This is a genomic window from Mesorhizobium sp. B2-1-8, assembly GCF_006442545.2.
Classification (GTDB): domain Bacteria; phylum Pseudomonadota; class Alphaproteobacteria; order Rhizobiales; family Rhizobiaceae; genus Mesorhizobium.
In genome coordinates this window covers 1,626,842-1,648,912 of sequence record NZ_CP083952.1, presented here as the reverse complement: position 1 = coordinate 1,648,912, position 22,071 = coordinate 1,626,842, and the positions used below count along the sequence as shown (strand labels likewise).

At 63.9% G+C, this 22,071-nt stretch carries 21 protein-coding genes and 1 pseudogene; 8 read left to right on the top strand and 14 right to left on the bottom strand.

The window, feature by feature from the left end; all coding sequences use genetic code 11:
• Nucleotides 1-8: 8 nt before the first annotated feature.
• Nucleotides 9-1,262 carry an aspartate kinase gene (locus tag FJ970_RS08115; RefSeq protein ID WP_015315600.1) on the bottom strand — a complete coding sequence of 418 codons (1,254 nt, stop codon included), beginning with the start codon at nt 1,260-1,262 and terminating at the stop codon, nt 9-11.
• Nucleotides 1,263-1,479: 217 nt separating this feature from the next.
• Here FJ970_RS08115 and FJ970_RS08110 point away from each other — a divergent pair, with 217 nt between their 5' ends.
• Both FJ970_RS08110 and ubiG read left to right on the top strand, forming a co-directional pair.
• Nucleotides 1,480-3,342, top strand: a complete 1,863-nt coding sequence (locus FJ970_RS08110) for a CHASE3 domain-containing protein (protein WP_227792050.1) — start codon at nt 1,480-1,482, stop codon at nt 3,340-3,342.
• A 102-nt stretch (nt 3,343-3,444) separates the two neighbouring features.
• Nucleotides 3,445-4,194 carry a bifunctional 2-polyprenyl-6-hydroxyphenol methylase/3-demethylubiquinol 3-O-methyltransferase UbiG gene (ubiG, locus tag FJ970_RS08105; RefSeq protein WP_140754194.1) on the top strand — a complete coding sequence of 250 codons (750 nt, stop codon included), beginning with the start codon at nt 3,445-3,447 and terminating at the stop codon, nt 4,192-4,194.
• A gap of 57 nt (nt 4,195-4,251) precedes the next feature.
• Here the strand turns inward: ubiG and FJ970_RS08100 are convergent, their stop codons facing one another.
• Entirely contained in the window at nt 4,252-5,166 is a 915-nt protein-coding gene (locus tag FJ970_RS08100; RefSeq protein WP_140754196.1) for a DMT family transporter, read from the bottom strand.
• A gap of 101 nt (nt 5,167-5,267) precedes the next feature.
• Between FJ970_RS08100 and FJ970_RS08095 the strand changes: the two genes are divergently transcribed.
• A complete protein-coding gene (locus FJ970_RS08095; RefSeq protein ID WP_140754198.1) occupies nt 5,268-5,753 on the top strand; it encodes a MarR family winged helix-turn-helix transcriptional regulator in 486 nt (161 codons plus the stop codon).
• Nucleotides 5,754-5,822: 69 nt separating this feature from the next.
• Here FJ970_RS08095 and FJ970_RS08090 read toward each other — a convergent pair whose 3' ends face one another.
• From FJ970_RS08090 to FJ970_RS08070, 5 genes are all read right to left on the bottom strand, one after another.
• Nucleotides 5,823-6,380 carry a hypothetical protein gene (locus tag FJ970_RS08090; protein ID WP_140754200.1) on the bottom strand — a complete coding sequence of 186 codons (558 nt, stop codon included), beginning with the start codon at nt 6,378-6,380 and terminating at the stop codon, nt 5,823-5,825.
• A gap of 122 nt (nt 6,381-6,502) precedes the next feature.
• Nucleotides 6,503-6,928 carry a DUF1178 family protein gene (locus FJ970_RS08085; protein ID WP_140754202.1) on the bottom strand — a complete coding sequence of 142 codons (426 nt, stop codon included), beginning with the start codon at nt 6,926-6,928 and terminating at the stop codon, nt 6,503-6,505.
• On the bottom strand, nt 6,925-7,785 hold the full coding sequence (locus FJ970_RS08080) for a carbon-nitrogen hydrolase family protein (RefSeq protein WP_140754204.1): 861 nt from the start codon (nt 7,783-7,785) through the stop codon (nt 6,925-6,927). Before FJ970_RS08080 ends, FJ970_RS08085 begins: the two co-directional genes overlap by 4 nt.
• A gap of 10 nt (nt 7,786-7,795) precedes the next feature.
• Nucleotides 7,796-8,065, bottom strand: coding sequence for a glutaredoxin 3 (grxC, locus tag FJ970_RS08075; protein ID WP_140754206.1), 270 nt, complete (start codon nt 8,063-8,065; stop codon nt 7,796-7,798).
• Nucleotides 8,066-8,090: 25 nt separating this feature from the next.
• Nucleotides 8,091-8,915: a ComF family protein gene (locus FJ970_RS08070; RefSeq protein ID WP_140754208.1), complete on the bottom strand. Its 825-nt coding sequence runs from the start codon at nt 8,913-8,915 to the stop codon at nt 8,091-8,093.
• A gap of 65 nt (nt 8,916-8,980) precedes the next feature.
• Here FJ970_RS08070 and FJ970_RS08065 point away from each other — a divergent pair, with 65 nt between their 5' ends.
• Complete coding sequence (locus FJ970_RS08065) at nt 8,981-9,853, top strand: methyltransferase domain-containing protein (protein ID WP_140754210.1); 873 nt, start codon at nt 8,981-8,983, stop codon at nt 9,851-9,853.
• 20 nt (nt 9,854-9,873) lie between these two features.
• Here the strand turns inward: FJ970_RS08065 and FJ970_RS08060 are convergent, their stop codons facing one another.
• From FJ970_RS08060 to argJ, 5 genes are all read right to left on the bottom strand, one after another.
• A complete protein-coding gene (locus FJ970_RS08060; RefSeq protein WP_140754212.1) occupies nt 9,874-10,053 on the bottom strand; it encodes a Flp family type IVb pilin in 180 nt (59 codons plus the stop codon).
• A gap of 110 nt (nt 10,054-10,163) precedes the next feature.
• Complete coding sequence (locus FJ970_RS08055) at nt 10,164-10,478, bottom strand: hypothetical protein (RefSeq protein WP_140754214.1); 315 nt, start codon at nt 10,476-10,478, stop codon at nt 10,164-10,166.
• 117 nt (nt 10,479-10,595) lie between these two features.
• A complete protein-coding gene (locus FJ970_RS08050; protein ID WP_140754216.1) occupies nt 10,596-11,018 on the bottom strand; it encodes a (deoxy)nucleoside triphosphate pyrophosphohydrolase in 423 nt (140 codons plus the stop codon).
• Nucleotides 11,011-11,763 carry a GNAT family N-acetyltransferase gene (locus FJ970_RS08045; RefSeq protein WP_140754988.1) on the bottom strand — a complete coding sequence of 251 codons (753 nt, stop codon included), beginning with the start codon at nt 11,761-11,763 and terminating at the stop codon, nt 11,011-11,013. The genes FJ970_RS08050 and FJ970_RS08045 overlap by 8 nt, the downstream gene beginning before the upstream one ends.
• Nucleotides 11,764-11,792: 29 nt before the next feature.
• Nucleotides 11,793-13,034, bottom strand: coding sequence for a bifunctional glutamate N-acetyltransferase/amino-acid acetyltransferase ArgJ (argJ, locus tag FJ970_RS08040; RefSeq protein ID WP_140754218.1), 1,242 nt, complete (start codon nt 13,032-13,034; stop codon nt 11,793-11,795).
• A gap of 275 nt (nt 13,035-13,309) precedes the next feature.
• Here argJ and FJ970_RS08035 point away from each other — a divergent pair, with 275 nt between their 5' ends.
• Nucleotides 13,310-13,909, top strand: a complete 600-nt coding sequence (locus tag FJ970_RS08035) for a TetR/AcrR family transcriptional regulator (protein WP_140754220.1) — start codon at nt 13,310-13,312, stop codon at nt 13,907-13,909.
• Between the two features lie 76 nt (nt 13,910-13,985).
• Here FJ970_RS08035 and FJ970_RS08030 read toward each other — a convergent pair whose 3' ends face one another.
• Complete coding sequence (locus tag FJ970_RS08030) at nt 13,986-14,912, bottom strand: peptidylprolyl isomerase (RefSeq protein ID WP_140754222.1); 927 nt, start codon at nt 14,910-14,912, stop codon at nt 13,986-13,988.
• 260 nt (nt 14,913-15,172) lie between these two features.
• Between FJ970_RS08030 and secA the strand changes: the two genes are divergently transcribed.
• The 3 genes from secA (at nt 15,173) to FJ970_RS08015 (ending at nt 20,909) form a co-directional block, all read left to right on the top strand.
• Entirely contained in the window at nt 15,173-17,905 is a 2,733-nt protein-coding gene (gene secA / locus FJ970_RS08025; protein WP_140754224.1) for a preprotein translocase subunit SecA, read from the top strand.
• A gap of 323 nt (nt 17,906-18,228) precedes the next feature.
• A complete protein-coding gene (locus FJ970_RS08020) occupies nt 18,229-19,629 on the top strand; it encodes an oligosaccharide flippase family protein (protein WP_140754226.1) in 1,401 nt (466 codons plus the stop codon).
• Nucleotides 19,629-20,909, top strand: a complete 1,281-nt coding sequence (locus FJ970_RS08015; RefSeq protein ID WP_140754228.1) for a GNAT family N-acetyltransferase — start codon at nt 19,629-19,631, stop codon at nt 20,907-20,909. Before FJ970_RS08020 ends, FJ970_RS08015 begins: the two co-directional genes overlap by 1 nt.
• Before the next feature lie 542 nt (nt 20,910-21,451).
• Here FJ970_RS08015 and FJ970_RS08010 read toward each other — a convergent pair.
• Nucleotides 21,452-22,047 (bottom strand): annotated as a pseudogene (locus FJ970_RS08010) (SOS response-associated peptidase).
• Nucleotides 22,048-22,071: the final 24 nt, after the last annotated feature.

The following is a 22,071-nucleotide window of genomic DNA, read 5'->3' as shown; positions in this document are numbered from 1 at the left end:
CAGTCTTGCTACTGCTTATCCAGACCGTAGACGGAATGCAAAGTGCGAACCGCAAGTTCCGTATACGGACCGTCGATCAGTATCGAAATCTTGATCTCGGAGGTGGTGATGGCGCGGATGTTGATCGCCTTGTCGGCCAGCGCCTTGAAGGCGGTGGCGGCAACACCCGCATGGCTCCTCATGCCGATGCCGATGACCGAAACCTTCGACATGCCGGCCTCCGACTGCACGACATCGTAGCCGATCTCGGCTTTCAGCCGGTCGAGCACGGCCAGCGCCTTGTCGACATCGCCCGACGGCACGGTGAAGGTCATGTCGGTCAGCTTGCCGTCCTCGGAGATGTTCTGGACGATCATGTCGACATTGATGTTGGCCTCGGCCAGCGGGCCGAAGATGCCGGCGGCGACGCCTGGCCGGTCGCCGACACGGCGCAACGAAATCTGCGCCTCGTCCTTGGCGTAGGCAATTCCGGTGACGACCTGCTGTTCCACGATCTCTTCCTCGTCGCAAATGAGCGTTCCCGGAGGATTGAGCAAATCCCCCATTCCGGGCGCATCGGGATCGTCGAAGGACGACCGCACGAAGGTGCGCACCCTGTGCACCATGGCAAGCTCGACCGAACGCACCTGCAGAACCTTGGCGCCGAGCGAGGCCATTTCAAGCATTTCCTCGAAGGAGATCTTGGCCAGCCGGCGCGCCTTGGGCTCGATGCGCGGATCGGTGGTGTAGACCCCGTCGACGTCGGTGTAGATGTCGCAGCGGTCAGCCTTGACCGCCGCGGCTATGGCAACGGCACTGGTGTCGGAGCCGCCGCGGCCAAGCGTTGCGATGCGGTTGTCTGGCCCGATGCCCTGGAAACCGGCGATGACCGCCACCTGCCCTTCGCCGAAGCGCTTGACCAGGAAGGCGCCGTCGATGTCGAGAATGCGCGCCGCGCCATGGGCGTTGTCGGTCTTGATCGGGATCTGCCAGCCCTGCCAGGAGCGCGCATGCACACCCATGTTCTGCAAGGTGATGGCAAGCAGGCCGGCCGTGACCTGTTCGCCGGAAGCGACGACCGCGTCATATTCGCGTGCGTCATGCATCGGTGAGGCTTCGCGCGTCCAACCAACCAGTTCATTGGTTTTGCCGGCCATCGCCGAAACCACCACCGCCACCTCGTGGCCGGCGTCGACCTCGCGTTTGACGTGACGCGCCACATTGCGGATGCGGGCGATGTCGGCGACGGAGGTTCCGCCGAATTTCATCACGATACGCGCCATGGAAGCGAAATGCCTTTGACTGGAGTCGGCCCGAGGCCGAAAACGGGGAAAAGCGCCCGGCTGGCGCCGGCCGCTGAATGCGCGGCCTCCTTAACCAAATGAGGAAGGTTTCGCAAGGCTGACGGCGAATTGCGCAACAAAACGGCATATTGCCTTCCAGGCCGGCGCCGCTTACCAAATGCTGCCTGCGGTAATTCCTTTTGGTTCGGCATAACAGATGATTGCTCGTCTTCGGCGCGCCATTCAATTGCAGCCGCTCCCGATTATTGCCGGCTTCGCCACGCTGGCGCTGATCGTCGGCGCCCGTGCCGTGCTCGTCGAGAGCCAGAGGGCCAATCGTGCCGCCGCGCGCGAGACAATCGAATACCAAGAGCAGCTTTCCGGGCTGCTTTCACTGGCGCAAGACGCCGAGAGTGGTGAGCGCGGCTACCTGCTGACCGGTGAAAAATCCTATCTGGAGCCGTACCGGAGGGCCGTCGAGGCAATTCCGGGACAACTGGCACGGATCGACAGCGCGACTGCTCCCGACGATCAGATCGCCCAGCAGATCGGCCACATCAAGGCCGCGCTTTCAAAACAGCAGGCTGAGCTGGCCGAGACCATAGCTCTCTACGATCGAGGCGATGCGTCAAAGGCCCTGCAACTGGTCCGCAGCGGCCAGGGCAAGTCAGCCATGGACGACATCCGCGCCAGCATGGATACGATCCGGCGTATTGGCGCCGCCGCGGTGGCCGCGCGCGACGAGCATACCGACCAGGTCGAGGCCTGGTTGCGCATCGGCTCGCTGGCTGCGTTGCTGGGGATTTTCCTGCTTGGCGTCTACACCATCCGTCAATCCCGCCGCCGCTTCCGCGAGGTGGTCGTCGCCCAGGAAGAGCTGATGCGCAAGAACATCGAGCTCGGCAACGAGATCCAGACGCGTGAAAAGGCCGAATCCCAGATACGCCAGATGCAGAAGATGGAAGCCGTCGGGCAGTTGACCGGCGGGATCGCTCACGACTTCAACAACATGCTGGCGGTCATCCTCAGCGCCATGAACCTTGCCCAGCGCAAGCTGAAGCGAGGCGAACATGACATCGAAAAGCTCGTCGAAGCCGCGACGGACGCGACCAGCCGTGCCGCCAACCTGACCTCGCGCTTGCTTGCCTTCTCCCGCCTGCAGCCTCTGGCGCCGCAGGTTGTCGACACCAACCGGCTGTTGACCGGCATGTCCGATCTTCTGCGCCGTGCCCTGGGTGAAGGCATCAGCATCGAAACCGTGCTGGCGGGCGGCCTGTGGAAAATCCACGCCGATCCCAACCAGCTCGAGAACGCGATCCTCAATCTGGCCGTCAATGCCCGCGATGCCATGGAGAATGATGGCAAGCTGACCATCGAGACCGTCAACAGCCACCTCGACGAGGCCTATGCATCGACGCACGCCGACGTCGCGCCTGGCCAATATGTGATGATCGCGGTTACCGACACCGGTGCGGGCATGTCGCCTGAGATCATCACCAGGGCCTTCGAGCCCTTCTTCACGACCAAGCCGGTCAGCAAGGGCACGGGACTTGGACTGAGCCAGGTGTTCGGCTTCGTCAAACAGTCGGGCGGCCACGTCAAGATCTACTCCGAGCCCGGCGAAGGCACGACGATCAAGATCTATCTGCCCCGATTTTTCGGACCAGGAGAGCCGGCAGCGCCCGCCGGGCGCGAGAAGAGCGCCGTCAAGATCACCGAGACGATCCTCGTCGTCGAGGACGACGCCCGCGTGCGGGCTTCCACGACGGAAATCATGCGCGAACTCGGCTACACCGTCATCCATGCGGCGGGCGGACAAGAGGCCCTTCAGAAGCTCGCCGCGACACCCGGCATCGCCCTGCTTTTCACCGACGTCGTCATGCCGGTGATGAATGGCCGCAAGCTCGCCGAGGAAGCGCTCGCGCGCCAGCCCGGGTTGAAAGTGGTCTTCACCACAGGCTTCACCAGGAACGCCGTGGTCCACAACGGCGTGCTCGATCATGACGTGCACTTCCTGGCCAAGCCGTTCACCATCGAGCAACTGGCGGCGAAGCTGCGCGAGGTGCTGGACACGAAATAGGCTGGCCTTTGGTCGGTCCAGTCACTTTGTCAGCATTGAAAATTGTTGCCTTGACATTCGATGCCTCACGCCCGACTTCCTAGCGTCCGAGGAGACCAACCGATGCCTGAGCCCCGACGATCGACGATCGATGCCGGAGAAGTGGAACGCTTTTCCGCCCTTGCCGCCGAATGGTGGAACCCGAACGGCAAGTTCCGTCCGCTGCACAAATTCAACCCGGTTCGGCTTTCCTATATCCGCGACCAGATCGCGGCGCGCTTCGGCCGCGACCCGCGCGCGGCGCGGCCTTTCGAGGGCCTGCGTATCCTCGACATCGGCTGCGGCGGTGGCCTTTTGTGCGAGCCGATGGCGCGGCTCGGCGCCGATGTGGTCGGAGCGGATGCCTCCGGAATAAACATAGAAGTGGCGAAACTGCATGCCGCCGAAGGCAATGTGAGCGTGGACTATCGCGCCACGACGGCAGAAGATCTCGCCGACGCCGGCGAGAAATTCGATGTCGTCCTCAACATGGAAGTGGTCGAACATGTCGCCGACATCGACCTGTTCGTCGCCAAATGCGGCGAGATGGTCAAGCCCGGCGGCATCATGTTCGTGGCCACCATCAACCGCACGCTGAAGGCGCTCGGCCTGGCCATCATCGGTGCCGAATATGTGTTGCGCTGGTTGCCGCGCGGCACCCATCAGTTCGGCAAGCTGGTGCGCCCGGAAGAGCTGGAAAAGGCGCTTGGCGCCGCCGGCCTGACCATCATCGACCGCACCGGCGTCTCCTACAATCCGCTTGCCGACCGCTGGTCGCGGTCGAAGGACATGGACGTCAACTACATGGTGCTGGCGGAGAAGGGATCGGTCTGAACAGCCAATCCTCCCGCCGAAACGCACGGCCGGGGCCGGCGGCGAGGCCAAAGAAGCTTAGGCGGCCTGGTTCTGCGCCCTCGCAGCGGTCTGGCTCTGCGCCTTTGTGGTGATGAACACGCCGGCTGTGATGATGACGGCGCCGATCCAGGTCAGCGGCTGATAGTTTTCGCCAAGGAAGATCGTACCGGCAAACAAGCCGACGGCCGCCGCGACATAGCCGATCTGGCTGAGATAGACCGGGCCGCCCACCGCCTGCAGCCGGAAGAAGAAAGCAAACATCGCCGATGCCGAGGCCATCTGCGCCACTGCGGTGAGCGGCACGGTGCCAAGCTGGATGAAGGCCTTGCCGCCAAACAAGGTCACGATGCCGACGAGCAGCATCGCCGCCGACGCCAGATGGCTGCCGACCGCGAGTTCGATAGGACCGGTCCCTTCCGGCCAGTCGATGGTGCGGTAGATGTTGCCGGCAGCGAGACTGACGGGAATGAGCAGGCCAATGATGACCCAGACGATTTCCGCCGGCTGGCCGGCCTCGCCACGCGTCGCCGCCACCATGACCGCGCCAACGAAGCCGACGGCGATGCCGGCGATGCCCAGCATGTTGGGGCGCCGGACACCGAGCAGGATCGAAAACACCAGCGTGACGACCGGCGACAGCGTGAACATGATGCCGGTGTAGCCGGCGCCCAGATGTGGAATGGCCGAAAACATCAGGAGATTGGGGACGGCATAGGACACGGCGGCGGTGACGAAGAAATAGCGCAGTTTGTGCGCGGTGAGCCGGATGCGCTGGCCGCGCAGGAGCAATACGGCGAGAAGCACGCCGCCGGCGCCGAGCGAGACGACGAAGGCCCAGACCATGGCCGGCACGCCGGCCGCCGTGGCGAGCTTGCCGAAAGGCAGCGTCAGGCCAAGCAGGCCGCCGGTGACGACCAGCAGGCCGAGCGCCGAATCCCAGAGAGGTTTCATCGAATGATCCTGTCGCTGCGAGGTCGCGCTTGGCGATCACTCTAACTTAAAGTAAGATAGCGCAAAGATTCTTAACGTCAAGATACTTTGCGGTGAGACACATGGACCGTGCGGCGAGAGCGATAGAGCAGTGGCGGAAGGAGCGGCCGGACCTTGACGTCACGCCGATGGGAGTGATCGGCCGCCTGAATGAAGCGTCCTCGCTGATCGCGCGCGACCGTCTCGCGCCGCTCTTCGCCCGCTTTGACCTGCAGTCCGGCGAATTCGACGTGCTGGCGACATTGCGCCGGTCCGGCGCTCCCTACGCCCTGACGCCAACCGAGCTTTACGAAGCGACGATGGTCACATCCGGGGCCATGACCGCCCGACTCGACCGGTTGGAGAAGGCTGGGCTCACCCAGCGCGCGCCGCACCCCAGCGACCGGCGCGGTGTCGTCGTGCAGCTCACTGCGAAAGGCCGCGAGTTGATCGACGAGGCGCTCACCGCCCACGTCGCCAACGAGCATGAAATCCTAGCCGGCCTGACCAGCGCCGAGCGGGAAACGCTGGCCAGACTGCTGGAAAAGTTGATCGTGAGCACGAGGTGAACAACAGCGGGCGACTCAGAGCCGGGCCGAAGCAATTGACCAATTCGGCCGACCGAAAGCGCTTCCGACTTATCGTTTGGCGCTTCCGCGCCGCCGCCATCGCGCGATGGACGCAACCATTTCCGCGATCCAGCGCGGCGTACCCAGGTAGATCAAGGCATCTCTCGCCCCGGCAATCTGCCGGTTATTGAACGCAGTATCGGAATAGTCCACAGACCCGTTTTGCCTGGCCTCAACCCATCGGCGAATGCCGGTTCCGTTCGCCAATTTGGCAGCAAAGGCCAGCTCGCGCCCCATGCAGATACCTTCCAACCGGTCGCGCAATTCTTCGTCATAGCCGATAGCCCAATGGTGGAGACGCGCATGCGTGGCCTCATGCACGATGGCACCGGCCACCTCCTCAACCGATATGTGCTCGGCTGCGAGGAACCGTTCATCGAGCTCGCAGGTCGACGTCGACTGTATAAACTGGCCTGCCGCGCCCGCTATGGTGGTGATCCAAATCCGACTGAGATCCCTGACTACCTGTCGGTATCGAATAGGATCGACGCCGCGTATCAGCTGCAGCGCGGCTACGACTTTATCTACGTCACGACCGCCCTTGTCAGCATCATAGAGAATCAGCATTCCCTCGACGGTTCTCTTGTCGCTGAACCTGACGCCTAACCGGTCAAAAGCTGAACTGAACGATAGTTTTGGGGCCAGTTGCTTTTCGGCCCTCCGGGGCCGTTGCGAGGCCGCCCGGGATTTCAGTGCCGGTCCTCCGGAAAGCTCGGGATCGGCATGAAATCGACGCCGTCCTCGGCAAGGCCCTTGGCCTCTTCCAGCGTCGCCTCGCCATAGATGCCGCGCGCGTCGGTTTCGCCGAAGTGGATCTTGCGCGCTTCCTCGGCGAACTTGTCGCCGACATAGTCGGCATTCTCGCGCACCTTCTCGGCCATCGCCTTCAGTTGCGCCATGGCCTGCTTCTGCGCCTCGCCCATCGCAAGGGCTATGGTTTCCTGCTTGCGGGCCGTGGAAACGGCCGGCGCCATCAGGGCCTTCTCAACCTTGTGCGAACCACAGCTTGGGCAATCGACAAAGCCGCGCTTCTTTTGCGTATCGAAGTCGTCATTGCTGCGAAACCAGCCCTCGAACTGGTGCTCGTTTTCGCAGATGAGGGAAAAGCGGATCAAGAGGCGGCACCCCTGAGACGCGGCGCCTCGCCGGCATCGATGGTGAAATCCCGCGCATTTTTCAAATTGGGGATCTTCTTGCGCGCGGCAATCGACTGCGCCGGGTCGATCTCGGCGACGATCACGTCAGGCTCGTCATGAGCGGCTTCCGCGATGATGCGGCCCCACGGATCGACGATCAGCGAGTGCCCATAGGTCTCGCGGCCGTCTTCATGCAGGCCACCCTGCGCGGCGGCGACGACAAAAGCACCGTTCTCGATGGCGCGCGCTCTCAGCAGCACATGCCAGTGCGCCTCGCCGGTCTGGCGGGTGAAGGCGGCGGGCACGGAAAGCAGGTCGGCGCCGGCCATCGCCTCGGCGCGGAACAGTTGCGGAAAACGCAGATCGTAGCAGACGGCAAAGCCGAGCTTCGCGCCCCCGATCCCGGTGACGACGGCCTCCGTGCCGGGCTCGTAGGCGGCCGATTCACGCCAGCTCTCGCCATTGTCGAGATCGACGTCGAACATGTGGATCTTGTCGTAAGTGGCGAGCGTCGCGCCATCGGGGCCGAACAGGAGCGCGCGGTTGGCGAGTTTGCCGTCGGCGCGCAGGATCGCGGTCGAGCCGATATGCAGGAACACGCCGAGTTCGCGCGCCAGCTTGCGCGCCGTCGAGACGACGATGTCCTTGTCCTCGGAGGTGAAGGACGCGGCGCGCGCTTGCCTGTCGCGGATCAGCGCGCCGGTCATCTCCGGCGTCTGGATATAGGTCGCGCCCTGGCCGGCCGCCTCGCGCACCAGCCGCTCCATGTCGGCCGCATTGCGTTCGGGGCTCTCGCCCGAACGCATCTGCACTGCCGCCGCCTTGAAAACACTCATTGTCATACCCTCAAATCGACGAACCGTTGGCGAGCAGTTTGTCCAGTCGGCCTTCTGCCTCCAGTTCGTGGAGGTCGTCGCAGCCGCCGACATGCGTGTCGCCGATGAAAATCTGCGGAAAGGTCGTGCGCCCGCGAGCCCGCGACATCATCTCCTGGCGCAGTTCCGGTGAGAAGGAAGCGTCGTGCTCGGTATAGGCAACACCCTTGCGCTCCAGCAGCCGCTTGGCCGCCGTGCAATAGCCGCACATCATGCGCGTATAGATCGTGACATCGACCATGACGAATTCCGCTTCCGTTGCCGACTTATATAGTCGCGGACTCGTCCGCCCGGAAGTCCCCCGGCAACACGCGGGCAAAGGTCAGCACGTCGACGGCGGCGGCGCCTCCCCTTTTCAGCGCCTTGGTGGCGGCACGCACGGTGGCGCCGGTGGTGTAGACATCGTCGATCAGAAGCACCCGGCGGCCGGCAATCTCGATCTCGGCCTCGGCGGGCACGCGAAAGGCGGCGCGCACGTTTTCCTCGCGCTCCTGCCGCTCCAGTCCGACCTGCTGGCGCGTGAGTTTGACACGACGCATGGCGGAAGGCGCGAAAGACAGCCCGCTGAGCTCGCAAACCGCGCGCGCCAGTTCCGCCGATTGGTTGAACCGCCGCCGGAAAAAACGGCGCCAATGCAGCGGCACAGGCACCACCACATCCGCGTCGGCGATGAGGTCGGCGCCCACGCGGACCATCCACCGCGCCATCCAGGGAGCGAGATCCGTGCGGTCCTGGTATTTCAGCCCTTGCACCATCTGGCGGGCAACACCGGAATAGGCGACCGCTGCCCGCGCCCGTTCGAAGGGCGGCGGATCGGCGATCGCCTCCGCCGACAGAAAACCCTCGCCCATGTGGTGGGTGAACGGCGTGCCCATCACCGGGCACCAGGGCCGCTCCAGCAGCCGCAGCTTCGGCCAGCAGGCGCCGCACAGCACGCCGGGCTGCGAGACCTGCCGGCGGCAACCGGCGCAGACCGGTGGAAACAGGATCCTCGCTGGCCAGCCCAAAACCGAGCGAGCTGCCGACCGGGCTGCCGATCCAGCCAGCTTCCTGATCTCGTCGGACTTGATCTTGGGCATCGGATCGGCCACGTGGTTGGTTTCTCGTCGCCACTATACGAACCATATCAGGGCGCGGACATACAAGGACCCATCCCTTGCAGCCTATAATGGATACCTCTCTGTGGCTGGCGCACAAGCGGCGCGCGCTGATCCATCCGGTTGACGGTGCCGACTTCCTCATGCATCGCGCCGCCGAGGACCTTGCCGACCGGCTGGGCGCCGTCGAGCGCAGGTTCGCCAAGGCGGCGGTGCTGTTTTGCCAGACCTCGGCCGCGGCCGACGTCCTTGCGCGGAGCGGCAAGGTAGCGGACATCGCCCGTGTCGAGATGGACGCGGCTTTCCTGAATGGTGCCGCCGGTTTGATTGCACCGCTGGAGACCGTGCCGTTCGAGCCGCAGGGTCTCGATCTGGTGGTGTCGCTTTTGTCGCTGCAGGCGATGAACGACATCCCGGGCATGCTGATCCAGATCCGCCGCGCCCTGCGGCCGGACGGACTTTTCCTGGGCGCCTTCGCAGGCGCCGGCACGCTTGCAGAACTGCGCGAAAGCCTGCTTGCCGCGGAAACCGACATCTACGGTGGCGCCAGCCCGCGCATCATCCCGTTCACCGATGTGCGTGACGCCGGCGCACTGCTGCAGCGCGCCGGTTTCGCGCTGCCGGTCGCCGACGTCGAGACGGTGACCGTGCGCTATGCCAACCTGTTTGCGCTTATGGCCGATCTGCGTGCCATGGGCGAAACCACCGCGCTTGCCGATCGTAGCCGGCGGCCAGGCTCACGCAGGTTGTTTGCCCGCGCTGCGGAAATCTACGCCGAACGCTTTTCCGATCCCGATGGTCGCATCAGGGCAAGCTTCTCGATTGTCTGGATGTCAGGCTGGGCGCCCGACGCGTCGCAGCAAAAGCCGCTGAAACCCGGTTCGGCCAAGGTTTCGCTAAAGACTATATTGGAGGATCCTGAAGGACATTGACCCGTTCGCGGGCACTAGCTCTAGGGGGCGAAGGCGTTGGCAAGTCTGCTGGAATCGTCGCTGAACAGCCAGGTAATCGAATTGAAGACCTGGCTGATACCGCCGATGATCGTCAGCGACAACACGCAGACAATCAGGCCGTATTCGACGGCCGTGGCGCCGTTTTCGTCCTTCAGAAAGCGCAGCAGCACTGTTTTCATCACTCAATTCCCTCTTGCCGCGACCTTACCGCCGATCTGTTAAGAAAGGTTAACGGCAAAGGCTTAACAGGCGATGAAATCGCCGCCTTTCGGAAATGTCTTAACCTTTGTCAGCAGTCGCCACTGCGTTTGCCATCGGAGCGGATAATACAGACCCCATCGGGCGCGGCCTGCAGCACGCTGCGGCGCACCGTATAAGTGCTGCGATGGCCGATCGAACCGGTGGCCGCCATGTCGAGGCCGGGGAAGTCATCGCGAGCCGTTTGCGAACGCGTCTGGCTGTCGAGGAAAGGGGTCGCGATCAGCGCCAGCGCCACCGCGGCCGATCCGAACAGCAGCGTGACCCGCAGGACCCCCATGCCAGCATCGGCGGCACGAAAACCGCGGTCGGGCCGGATCGAATCCCAATCCCTGTCCAGGCTCATTCTATCGCTCCCCAACGAATGGCGGCTGCCGCACGAAAACGGCCATGCATCAATTTTTCATGATGAGATAAATCTTCCATTAACGCTGGCCGATATGGACCGTGGTCCGGTCAGACCTCAAAGAAGATCGATGAGGAACGGGATCAATGGCGCATCGGCCGGCGGCATCGGATGGTCGCGCATCTGTTTGGGCCGCACCCATTTCAGCGCCTGCCCTTCCCGCGGCTGGGCGATGCCGCGGAAGCGGCGGCAGACGAATAGCGGCATCAGCAGATGGAAGTCGCCATAGGAATGGCTTGCGAAGGTCAGCGGCGCCAGGCAGGGGATCTCGGTTTCGATGCCGATCTCCTCATGCAGTTCACGGACGAGGCATTGCTCCGGCGTCTCGCCGGCTTCGACCTTGCCGCCGGGAAACTCCCACAGGCCGGCAAGTTGTTTGCCTTGCGGTCGCTGTGCCAGCAGCACCCGGCCGTCGACGTCGACCAACGCGCATGCGGCGACCAGGAGCAGGCGCTTGCCGCCGGATGCCAGATTATTCATGTCCGGGCGGCCGGCGGTAATGATAGCGATAGACTTCCTCGAAGCCGAGCGCGCGGTAGAGCGCCAGTGCAGGCGCGTTACCGGCCTCGACCTGCAGCCAGGCTTCCCGCGCGCCGCGCAGCCTCGCCCATTTCAGCGCCGACAGGATCAGGTTGCGGCCGTGGCCCTTGTTGCGCGCCGCCTTGTCGGTGGCGATCTCGAACAGGCCGGCGAGATCGCCGTCATGCACGCAGATCAGCGTCGCCAGCGGCTCCGCTCCATCCTCCAGTGCGAACAGCCCGGCCTCGGGCTGGATAGCGCCGATGATCTCCGACAGGCCCGGCCGCAGCGATACATCCGAGCCGCTGACCTTGAGCGATGCGCCGATGAAGCGGCTGATGTCCTTGAGCGGAATCTGGTCCATGGCGGCGTCGAGCTGCGCGTCGGCCAACTGCAGCCGCATGACGAGCGATTCGTCGAACCGGCTCCAGCCCTCCTTGTCGAGATGGCTGGCAAGGTCGGGCCCGGAGAGTGGCGACATGCGGAACGTCAGCGGCCGGCCGTACGCGTCGAAACGGCGGCCCGCGCGACCGATGCGGTCGGCCATGTGCTGTATGTCGCCGGGATCGAGCGGATTGACCGAATTCAGCCGCTTTGCCGGATGGCCGGCGGTCAGGCGCACCACCCAGGTGCCGTCATAATGGACGGCGGCCGCGGGCCAGGCGCGAAAGCCGGCCGCCTCATAGCGGCGCACGGTCGCGAGCATGCTTGCCGGATGACGCGAAACCAAGGCGATCAGCTCCGGTAGTCGCCGTTGATGGCGACATATTCCTTGGTGAGATCGCAGGTCCACACCGTCGCCTTGCCGCGGCCGATGCCGATATCGGCGCGGATGCGGATGTCATCGCGCTTCATGTAGGCCGAGGTCGCGGCCTCAGAATACGCGGGATCGCGCTCGCCCTCATGCGCCAGTCTGTTGTCGCCGAACCAGATCGACAGAAGGTCGCGGTCGGCGGGCTCGCCGGCCTTGCCGACGGCCATGACGACACGGCCCCAATTGGCGTCCTCGCCGGCGACCGCCGTTTTGACCAGCGGCGAGTTGGCGATCGACAGCGCGATGCGCTTGGCCGAACGGGCCGACTTGGCCCCGGTGACGGTGACCTCGACCTGCTTGCGGGCGCCCTCGCCGTCGCGCACAACTTGCAGCGCCAGCGATTTCAGCACCTTGCCGAGCGCCCGGCGGAACTGACCAAGGCGGGCATCTCTGGGATCGGTGATTTTAGGCGCGCCGCGCTTTGCCGCCTTGCCGGTGGCGAACAACAGCAGCGTATCGCTGGTCGAGGTGTCGCTGTCGACGGTCACCGCATTGAATGTCTTGGCCGTGCCCCGCGACAGCAAGTCCTGCAGGACCGGTGCCGCGATCGGTGCGTCGGTGGCGATGAAGGAGAGCATCGTCGCCATGTCGGGCGCGATCATGCCCGCACCCTTGGAAATGCCATTGATGGTGACATCGGTGTCGCCGAGCTTGACCGTCTGCGTCGCCACCTTCGGATAGGTGTCGGTGGTCATGATGGCCTTTGCCGCCTCGGTCCACAGGTCCGGCTTGCCGTCACTGACCAGCCCTGCGAGCAGATGGCTGAACTTGGTTGTGTCGAGCGGCTCGCCGATGACACCGGTCGAGGCCAGGAAAACCTCGCCTGGCGTGCAGCCGACGGCCTTTGCCGCAGCTTCGCCCGTCATCGCGGTGGATTCGCGGCCTTTCTTGCCGGTGAAGGCGTTGGCGTTGCCGGAATTGACGACCAGCACCCGCGCCTTGCCGGCGCCAAGGTTCTGCCGGCAGAAATCGACCGGCGCCGAGGGGCATTTCGACTTGGTGAACACGCCGGCGACCGCGGTCCCGGCGTCGAACACCATGGCCAGCAGATCCGTGCGGTTCTTGTACTTTATTCCCGCTTCGGCGGTGGCGATGCGCACCCCCTCGATTTCAGGCATCTTGGGGTATTTCTTCGGCGCGAGCGGCGAAATCGTTGTGGACATGGGACCTCGGGCGGGAAAATCGCAAGGGGAAGGCCGGTTTGCCCGATACGGCGCGCCGGTGCAAGCGCGTTTTCGTCGCTCCCGCCAGGGGCCAACCCGTTCAGGATGAAGCTTGCATTTCAAATCCGTTGGCGTCGCCGGGGTCCGTGGCGCTATGATCCTCCCATGTAACGGCCACCGCCTGATCACGGCGGCGCGCTACGTCAAAAACGGGTCGTTTCGTTTCATCGCCGGATCACTTATCATGCCGGCGAATTGAAACGAGGACCACAGGAATGGCCGAGGAGGCGGACACGGCGCGCAAATCGATCGGTGCGCGGCGCAATCCCGACAGCGCGGACGCCATTCTGGAGGCCGCCGAGGCAGTCCTCGTCGAAGCCGGTTATGCCGGTTTTTCGATCGAGGCGGTGGCGCGGCGCGCGCGGGCCGGCAAGCCGACCATATACCGCTGGTGGCCGAGCAAGGCGGCATTGCTGCTTGAGGTCTACCAGCGCCAGAAGCGCGTCGACGTGCCCGATACGGGAAAACTGGAAGAGGATCTCGTCGGCTTCCTGATGAACCTTTTCACGCACTGGCGCGAGACATCGTCGGGCAGCGTGTTCAGGTCGCTGATTGCCGAGGCGCAGTCGGATGAAACCGCGGCCAAAGCCCTTGCCGATTATGCCGGAGGACGCCGGACCCACACCGGCCAGATCATCGAGCGCGCCAAGGCAAGGGGCGAGATCGCCAGCGACATCGATCCGGGCGTGGTCGCCGACCTCGTGGCGTCCTACGCCTGGCGGCATCTCCTGACCAACCGGATCGACGAGTCCGAAGCGACGATCCGCAAGGTGGTCCGCTACCTCCTGCAAGGCATAGCGGCACCCGACAGGTAGGCATCGCTGGCACGTGCCAACGAAGAAGGGCGCGGCGCCTTTTGGCTGCCGCGCCCTTCTTTCGAGCCGTTCGGGCTTACTTGGCGCTTTCCAGCGCGTCGACGGTCTTCTTCAATTTGGCGTCGGGGATCTCGACCTTGGCGCCGGCGCGCAGCGACTTGACCAGCGCGAAATACTTGTCGCGGATGACGGCCTGCTTGGCCTGGTCCTTGACGTCGTCGAAGGCCGGCGGCTGCTTGGCGCGCTTGTCCTCGAGCTTGATGACATGCCAGCCGAACTGCGACTGCACCGGCTGCTCGGTGTACTTGCCGACATCGAGCGCGAACGCCGCCTTGTCGAATTCCGGCACCATCTGGCCAGGTCCGAACCAGCCGAGGTCGCCGCCATTGCTCTTGCCGCTCGGATCTGAGGTGTGTTCGTTGGCAAGCTTCTGGAAGTCGGCGCCGCCATCGAGCTGCTTGATGATCGCCTCGGCCTCTTCCTTCGTCTTCACGAGGATGTGACGGGCATGCACCTCGTTTACCGGCGGCGTGTTGGCGATTTCCTGGTCGTAGCGGGCGCGAACCTCGGCGTCGGTGACTTTGTCGACGACGCCCTTCTCGACCATTTCGCCATGCAGCGCGCGCTGCTGCAGGAAAGCCATGCGGCGCTGGAAGTCGGGATCCTTGTCGAGGCCAGTGGCGACCGCCTGGGCGGCCATGACGCGGATTTCGATGGCCGCCGAAAGGGCTGCCGCGCGGCGCTGTTCAGCCGGCAACTGCGCGAACTGCTGCGACAGCTCGCCTTCAGCGAGCACCAGATCGGCTTCGGTCAAAGGCTGGCCGTTGACGGTGGCGACCACGGCATTCGGGTCGACCGGCGCCGCGGCAGGTGCCGCCGCATCCGCCGGGGCGGCCGGTGCGGGAGTGGTCTCCTGCGCCATCGACGGCGACAGGCAAAGAGCCGACAGGCCGAGGACCAGGCCAAGGCTGGCAAGCGACGCACGGCTGAACAACAAGGACATAAGGATGACTCCGGTGAGGGATTGTGAGGAGGCGGCTTCCAGATCAGCCAGATTGTGGCGGAATTTGGCGCGACCGGCAGGGCCAGCGCGGCGTTGACATCAGTTGAGCCCCCTCTTATCTGTCCATCGACTTGGCGTCCAGAACCGTTTTCCGGGCGCTTTTTGTGTTTGCCCGTATTCAGGCGGTGCGTTCACGTGGATGTGATGGGGCCGGCCGGCGCCTGTCTCAAGATTGAGAATTCTATCGAAAGGACCATTGGATGGTCAGTCTCGGCGGTCTCGCCCGTAAGGTTTTCGGCTCCTCCAACGACCGTCGGGTCAAATCGACCCGCCCCCGCGTCGAGGCGATCAACGCCATGGAAGACGAGATGCGGGCGCTCTCCGACGCCGAGCTTGCCGGCCGCACGGAAAAATTCCGCCAGGACATCGCCAACGGCGCCAGCCTTGACGACCTGCTGATCCCGGCCTTCGCAACCGCCCGCGAAGCGGCGCGCCGCGTGCTTGGCATGCGCCCCTTCGACGTCCAGTTGATCGGCGGCATGGTGCTGCACAATGGCGGCATCGCCGAGATGCGCACCGGCGAGGGCAAGACCCTGGTCGCGACGCTGCCGGTCTATCTCAACGCGCTCGCCGGCAACGGCGTCCATGTCGTCACCGTCAACGACTACCTCGCCACCCGCGACTCCGAATGGATGGGCCGCGTCTACAAGTTCCTCGGCCTTTCGGTCGGCGTCATCGTCCACGGCCTGTCGGACGAGGAGCGCCGCGTCGCCTACGCCTCCGACGTCACCTATGCCACCAACAACGAGCTCGGCTTCGACTATCTGCGCGACAACATGAAGTATGAGCGCGCCCAGATGGTGCAGCGCGGTCACAATTACGCGATCGTCGACGAGGTCGATTCCATCCTGGTCGATGAGGCGCGCACGCCGCTGATCATTTCCGGTCCGCTCGAGGACCGTTCGGAAATGTACAACACCATCGACACCTTCATCATCCAGCTGCAGCCGCAGGATTATGAGATCGACGAGAAGCAGAAGACCTCGATCTTCACCGAGGAAGGCACCGAGAAGCTCGAGAACATGCTGCGAGATGCCGACCTGCTCAAGGGCGAGTCGCTCTACGACGTCGAGAACGTCGCCATCGTCCATCACGTCAACAACGCGCTGAAGGCGCATCGGCTGTTCCAGCGCGACAAGGACTATATCGTGCGCAACGGCGAGATCGTCATCATCGACGAATTCACCGGCCGCATGATGCCCGGCCGCCGCTATTCGGAAGGCCTGCACCAGGCGCTCGAAGCCAAGGAGCACGTGGCGATCCAACCGGAGAACCAGACGCTCGCCTCCGTCACCTTCCAGAACTATTTCCGCCTCTACAAGAAGCTTTCCGGCATGACCGGCACGGCGCTGACCGAGGCCGAGGAATTCGGCAACATCTACGGTCTCGAAGTCACCGAGATCCCGACCAACCTGCCCGTTATCCGCAAGGATGAGGACGACGAGGTCTACCGGACGGTCGAGGAGAAGTACAAGGCCATCGTCAGGGAGATCCGCGAAGCCAGCGCCAAGGGCCAGCCGACACTGGTCGGCACGACCTCGATCGAAAAATCCGAGCAACTGGCCGAGCGCTTGCGCAAGGAAGGCTTCACGGATTTCGAGGTGCTGAACGCCCGCCACCATGAGCGCGAGGCGGCGATCGTCGCCCAGGCCGGCAAGCCCGGTGCCATCACCATCGCCACCAACATGGCCGGCCGCGGCACCGACATCAAGCTCGGCGGCAATGCCGAGATGCGCATCGCCGAGGAACTGGGGGACATGCCCGAAGGTCCCGAGCGCGAGGCGCGCGAACAGGAAATCAATGCCGACGTCGAACGCTTGAAGGAAAAGGCGCTGGCCGCCGGCGGCCTTTACGTGCTCGCCACCGAGCGCCATGAATCGCGCCGCATCGACAATCAGCTCAGAGGCCGTTCGGGAAGACAGGGCGACCCCGGCCGCTCGAAATTCTTCCTGTCGCTGCAGGACGATCTGATGCGCATCTTCGGCTCCGAGCGCATGGACGGTATGCTGCAGAAGCTCGGCCTCAAGGAAGACGAGGCCATCATCCATCCCTGGATCAACAAGGCGCTGGAAAAGGCGCAGAAGAAGGTCGAGGCGCGCAACTTCGACATCCGCAAGAACCTGCTGAAATATGACGACGTTTCCAACGACCAGCGCAAGGTGGTGTTCGAGCAGCGCATCGAACTGATGGACGGCGAAGGCCTGTCGGAAACCATCGCCGAGATGCGCGAAGGCGTCATCGAAGAGATCGTCGCCAAGGCCATTCCCGAAAACGCCTATGCCGAGCAATGGGACGTCGCGGGCCTGAAGGCCGAGGTCGCCGAATTCCTCAATCTCGACCTGCCGGTCGAGGACTGGGCGAAGGAAGAAGGCATCGCCGAGGACGACATCCGCGAGCGCATCGCCGCCGCCGCCGCCGACGCCGCCAAGGAACGCGCCGACCGTTTCGGCCCCGAGGTGATGACCTATGTCGAGCGCTCGGTGGTGTTGCAGACGCTCGACCATCTGTGGCGCGAGCACATCGTCAATCTCGATCATCTGCGCTCGGTGGTCGGCTTCCGTGGCTACGCCCAGCGCGATCCGCTGCAGGAATACAAGGGCGAGGCATTCGAGCTGTTCCAGGCGATGCTCGGCAATCTGCGCCAGGCCGTCACCGCGCAGCTGATGCGCGTCGAACTGGTCCGCCAGGCCGCCGAAGCGCCGCCGCCGGAAGCGCCCGACATGTTCGGCAGCCACATCGACGGCACCACCGGCGAGAATGATTTCGAAGGTGGCGAGACCGCCCTCCTGGTCCGTCCGGAGCAGAATGTCATCGTCGCCCCCGAAGATCGCGACCCGAACAACCCTGCCACCTGGGGCAAGGTCGGCCGCAACGAGGCTTGCCCCTGCGGCTCCGGCAAGAAATACAAGCACTGCCACGGCGCGTTCGCCTAAGGACGCGCTCTTTCTTCTCCCCGTTTCACGGGGAGAAGGTGGCCCGAAGGGCCGGATGAGGGGCGGCGCCAAGTTCGGCAATTTGCGTTTGTTTGTGGCAAAAACGATGCCTCGCCCGCTTCCCCGCGAGCCGGTTCGTCCGCAAATAGCCTTCCTTCTTCTTCCCGCCTCGACGCAAATCTCCGAAACCCTGCGCCGCCCCTCATCCACCTGCCGGCACCCCCTACAATGACGGGTAGAAGGAAGCTCTCCACCCACGCTTTCTTAAGGTGTCTTCGCTACACCGAAGCCTGAAAAGAGGCGGAAAACGGAGACAAATCGGGGTGCGCTTTTCCGCGGCCACGACTGCCGGGCGGTTCTTGCCGCAGCGTTTGGCGCTGCGCGTGGGGCCGCTGCTTGACCGCATCGATGCCGCGCTGTTCACCGCCGATGAACGCGGCGAGGCCGGCCGCATGTCGGTCATCGCCTTCTCCATCCGCATCGTCAGCGCCTTCATCGCCTTCATCAGCCAGGTGTTGATGGCGCGCTGGATGGGCTCGTTCGAATACGGTATCTTCGTGCTGGTCTGGGTGACGATGGTCATCGTCGGCAACCTCGCCTGCCTCGGCTTCCACACATCGGTCATCCGCTTCATTCCCGAATACCGCGAGCGCGGCCTGATGGACGAATTGCGCGGCATCGTCGTGGCTAGCCGCCTGTTCGTATTGATCGCCTCGACACTGATCGCCGGCCTTGGCGCCCTCGGCGTCTGGCTGGCCGCACCCTGGATCGAAAACTACTACGTGATACCGTTCATCCTCGGCGTCATCTGCCTGCCGATGATCGCGCTGTCGGATTTGCTGCAAGGGCTGGCGCGCGCCAATTCATGGGCATTGTTCGCGCTGTCGCCGACCTACCTGATACGGCCGGTGCTGATCCTGCTGTTCATGGCGCTGATGCTGTGGGCGGGCTACGCCCCCGACGCGCGCACGGCGATCTTCGCCTCGATCGCCGCTACCTACGTCACCACGCTAAGCCAGCTCATCGGCATCACCCAGCGCATGGAAAGGCAGATTCCGGCCGGCCCGATGAAGGTGCATTTCGCGCAATGGTTCGTCGTCTCGCTGCCGATCTTCCTGGTCGAGAGCTTCTTCTTCCTGCTGACCAATGCCGATGTGCTGATGGTCGGCGCCTATATGGATCCCAACGACGTCGCCGTCTATTTCGCCACGGTCAAGACACTGGCGCTGGTGCATTTCGTCTATTTCGCGGTCAAGGCCGGCGTCGCCCAGCGCTACGCGCAGTTCACCCATGGCGAGCCGGAAAAGCTTGCCGTCTTCGCCCGCGAGACGGTGTCGTGGACATTCTGGCCCTCGCTGCTGATGGCGTTCCTGGTGCTGGCGCTGGGCGAACCGATGCTGGTGCTGTTCGGCCCGGAATTCACGTCCGGCTATCCGCTTCTGTTCCTGCTCGTCTTCGGCGTCGTGGCGCGTGCCGCCGTCGGTCCTTGCGAAAGCCTGCTCACCATGAGCGGCAACCAGAATGTCTGCGCCGCCGTCTATGCCATGACACTCGCCTTCAACATCGGACTCAACGTGGTGCTGATCCCGCTTTTCGGCCTGTGGGGCGCGGCCATGGCCACCGCCTTTGCCATGATCTTCGAGGCCGGCGCGCTGTCCTTCACGGTCTGGCGCAAGCTCGGCATCGTCATGGCGATCTTCGTGCCTGCCAAAGGAGCCGCCTGATGGCCGCCATCCCCTTGCTCGAGGAAACCAGCGGCGGTCCCGCCGGCGCCATGGTGTCCGGCCTTGCCGGGCTGGCGCGCGATGCCGATCCGGCCCATATCGAGATCCTCGCCAACAACCGGCCCGAGCGCAAACTGGCCATCTACCCGGCATCGGCCGGCTTCGACCTGGTCGAGGAACTGGACTATCTCTGTGCCCGCACGATCGAGCCGAACGTCTTCTTCAACCCACGCTTCCTGGCGCCGGCCATGCCCCGGCTGGAAGACCGTGAAGTGCGTCTCGCGGTGATCCGCGACGGCGATGAATACCGCAACCGGCTGCGCCTGCTGGTGCCGATCTCGGTGGAACGGCCGGTGGTACCGCTGGGCGTGCCGGTCATGCGCACATGGTCGAGCCCGTTCGGCCCGCTCGGCACGCCGCTGATCGACCGCGACGATCCGGTCGGCGTGGTCGAGGATTTCTTCTCGATGCTGTCGCGCCCGCATTTGAAGCTGCCGAAAGTCCTGGTCCTGCCCGACATCAGGCTGGACGGTCCTGTAGCGAGCCTGATCGGCACCGTGGCCGAGACGCGCGGCCTGATGCTGGTCACCACCGGCCAGACCCCGCGCCCGGTGCTGGAGAGCGAGCTCGAGGGCGATGACTATCTGAAGGCTTCGCTGCGCGCACACCATTACCGCGAGTTCCGCCGCCTCAAGCGGCGCCTCGGCGATCTCGGCAAGCTCGAGCATGTCGTGGCACGCGGCCCCGAGGAGATCCGCCACGCCATCGAGCACTTCCTGACGCTGGAAGCGTCCGGCTGGAAGGGCCGCGAGCGCACCGCCATGGCGATCGACCGCTTCCGCGCCGCCTTCGCGCGCGAGGCGGTGCACCGGCTGGCCGAACAGGACATGTGCCGCATCCATTCGCTGACACTCGACGGCCGCACCATCGCTTGCCTGATCGTCTTCGTCGAGGCCGGCGTCGCCTATACCTGGAAGACCGCCTATGACGAGACGCTGGCCGTCTATTCGCCCGGCACGCTGCTGATGATCGAGGTCACCAGGCAGCACCTCGACGACCCCAACATCATGATGACCGATTCCTGCGCCGTGCCCGACCACCCGGTGATGAGCCGGCTATGGAGCGAGCGCAAACCGGTCGGCACGCTGGTGATCGGGTTGACCAGGGACTCCGACCGTCTCGCCCGCCAGGCCGCCTCGCAACTGCACCTCTACCGCGAGACGCGCAACATGGCGCGCCTGCTGCGCAACCGGATGAAGAGTTTGCTGAAAAGGCGGTAGTGCCATCGAGAGCATGGATCGGCCGCGGGAGGAAGTTTGGGTGCCCTTGCAAGGCATAGATTGGTGAATTCCCTTCTAGCGCTATTCATCCCGCCAGATCACGCGGCGCACGAATTTGATCCCAACCAACCGACGGTATCGAACTCTAACCGCCTCCTCACCGACAAGGTGGAGCAATTCCGCATCTATGCTCTCGCTCGTGCGGCATATCTGGCAGGTCATCCTGCCGCGCAGCGCCTCGATCGGTACATTCCGGTAGACTTCTCTCAACTCTGCCGGCTTGAAGAACCGTTTGATGTTGCAGTTCCGGCAACGAATGAGCGCGACCTGCCCCGCATTGTGGGCATGCATAAGGGTCCATGGCGCGCCTTTGTGCCATCGTTCGGGTTGGTCGGGCATACGGCAGAAAGAGGAACATATTCCTCTCTCGTCAAGAGTGGGGTTGCCACTTTGTACCAGTTTCGTTCACTTTGCTAAATTAGCCGCAGGAGCCATCCCGTCTCATGCTCGAGATGGTTTGACCGGTGATCGGCCGTCGCTCGTCACGAGCGTTCGGTACGAACTGTCTCCACGGAAAGCGACCCGGCCGGAAGCGGCTGTAAAAGGTCGGCCTCGGGCTCCGTCAGATTGATCCAGCCGGACCACTTCTCTGGCTGGAGCACCACGACCTGGCGATTGTGGTACGGCGCGACGTCTGGTCCCGGCTCAGTCGTCAACATCGTAAATGTCGGCGGCTTGTTGCCGGTCCCTTCGCGCCACAAGCCTGCAATCGCCATGAATGGCGCGCGGTTCAGCGTAAACCGATGCTTTGCCTTGGGGTACTTCGTGCCCGTGAATTCGAAGAACCCCGACGCCGGCACCAGACAGCGCTTGCTATTCCCGAATATTGCCGGCCTTCCGAGCGGAAGTTGAAGACAGGGCCGCCCTTTGGCCCGACCGGTGGAAATCCGAACGCCATCGAAGCCAGTTCTACCGCGTCGCCGGCAGCGCGCATGATTGGTGCCGGATCGTTAATGTGGATGTCGTCCACCCTTGGCAAATCGAGTTCGCTTTGATGATCCGGGATTTTGAGCGCCAGCGACGCCATCGTGCGGCAATATTCGGCCCAAGCGACATGTTGCTCGTAATCGTTGCACATGAATGGCTCCGGAGCGCTCACCGC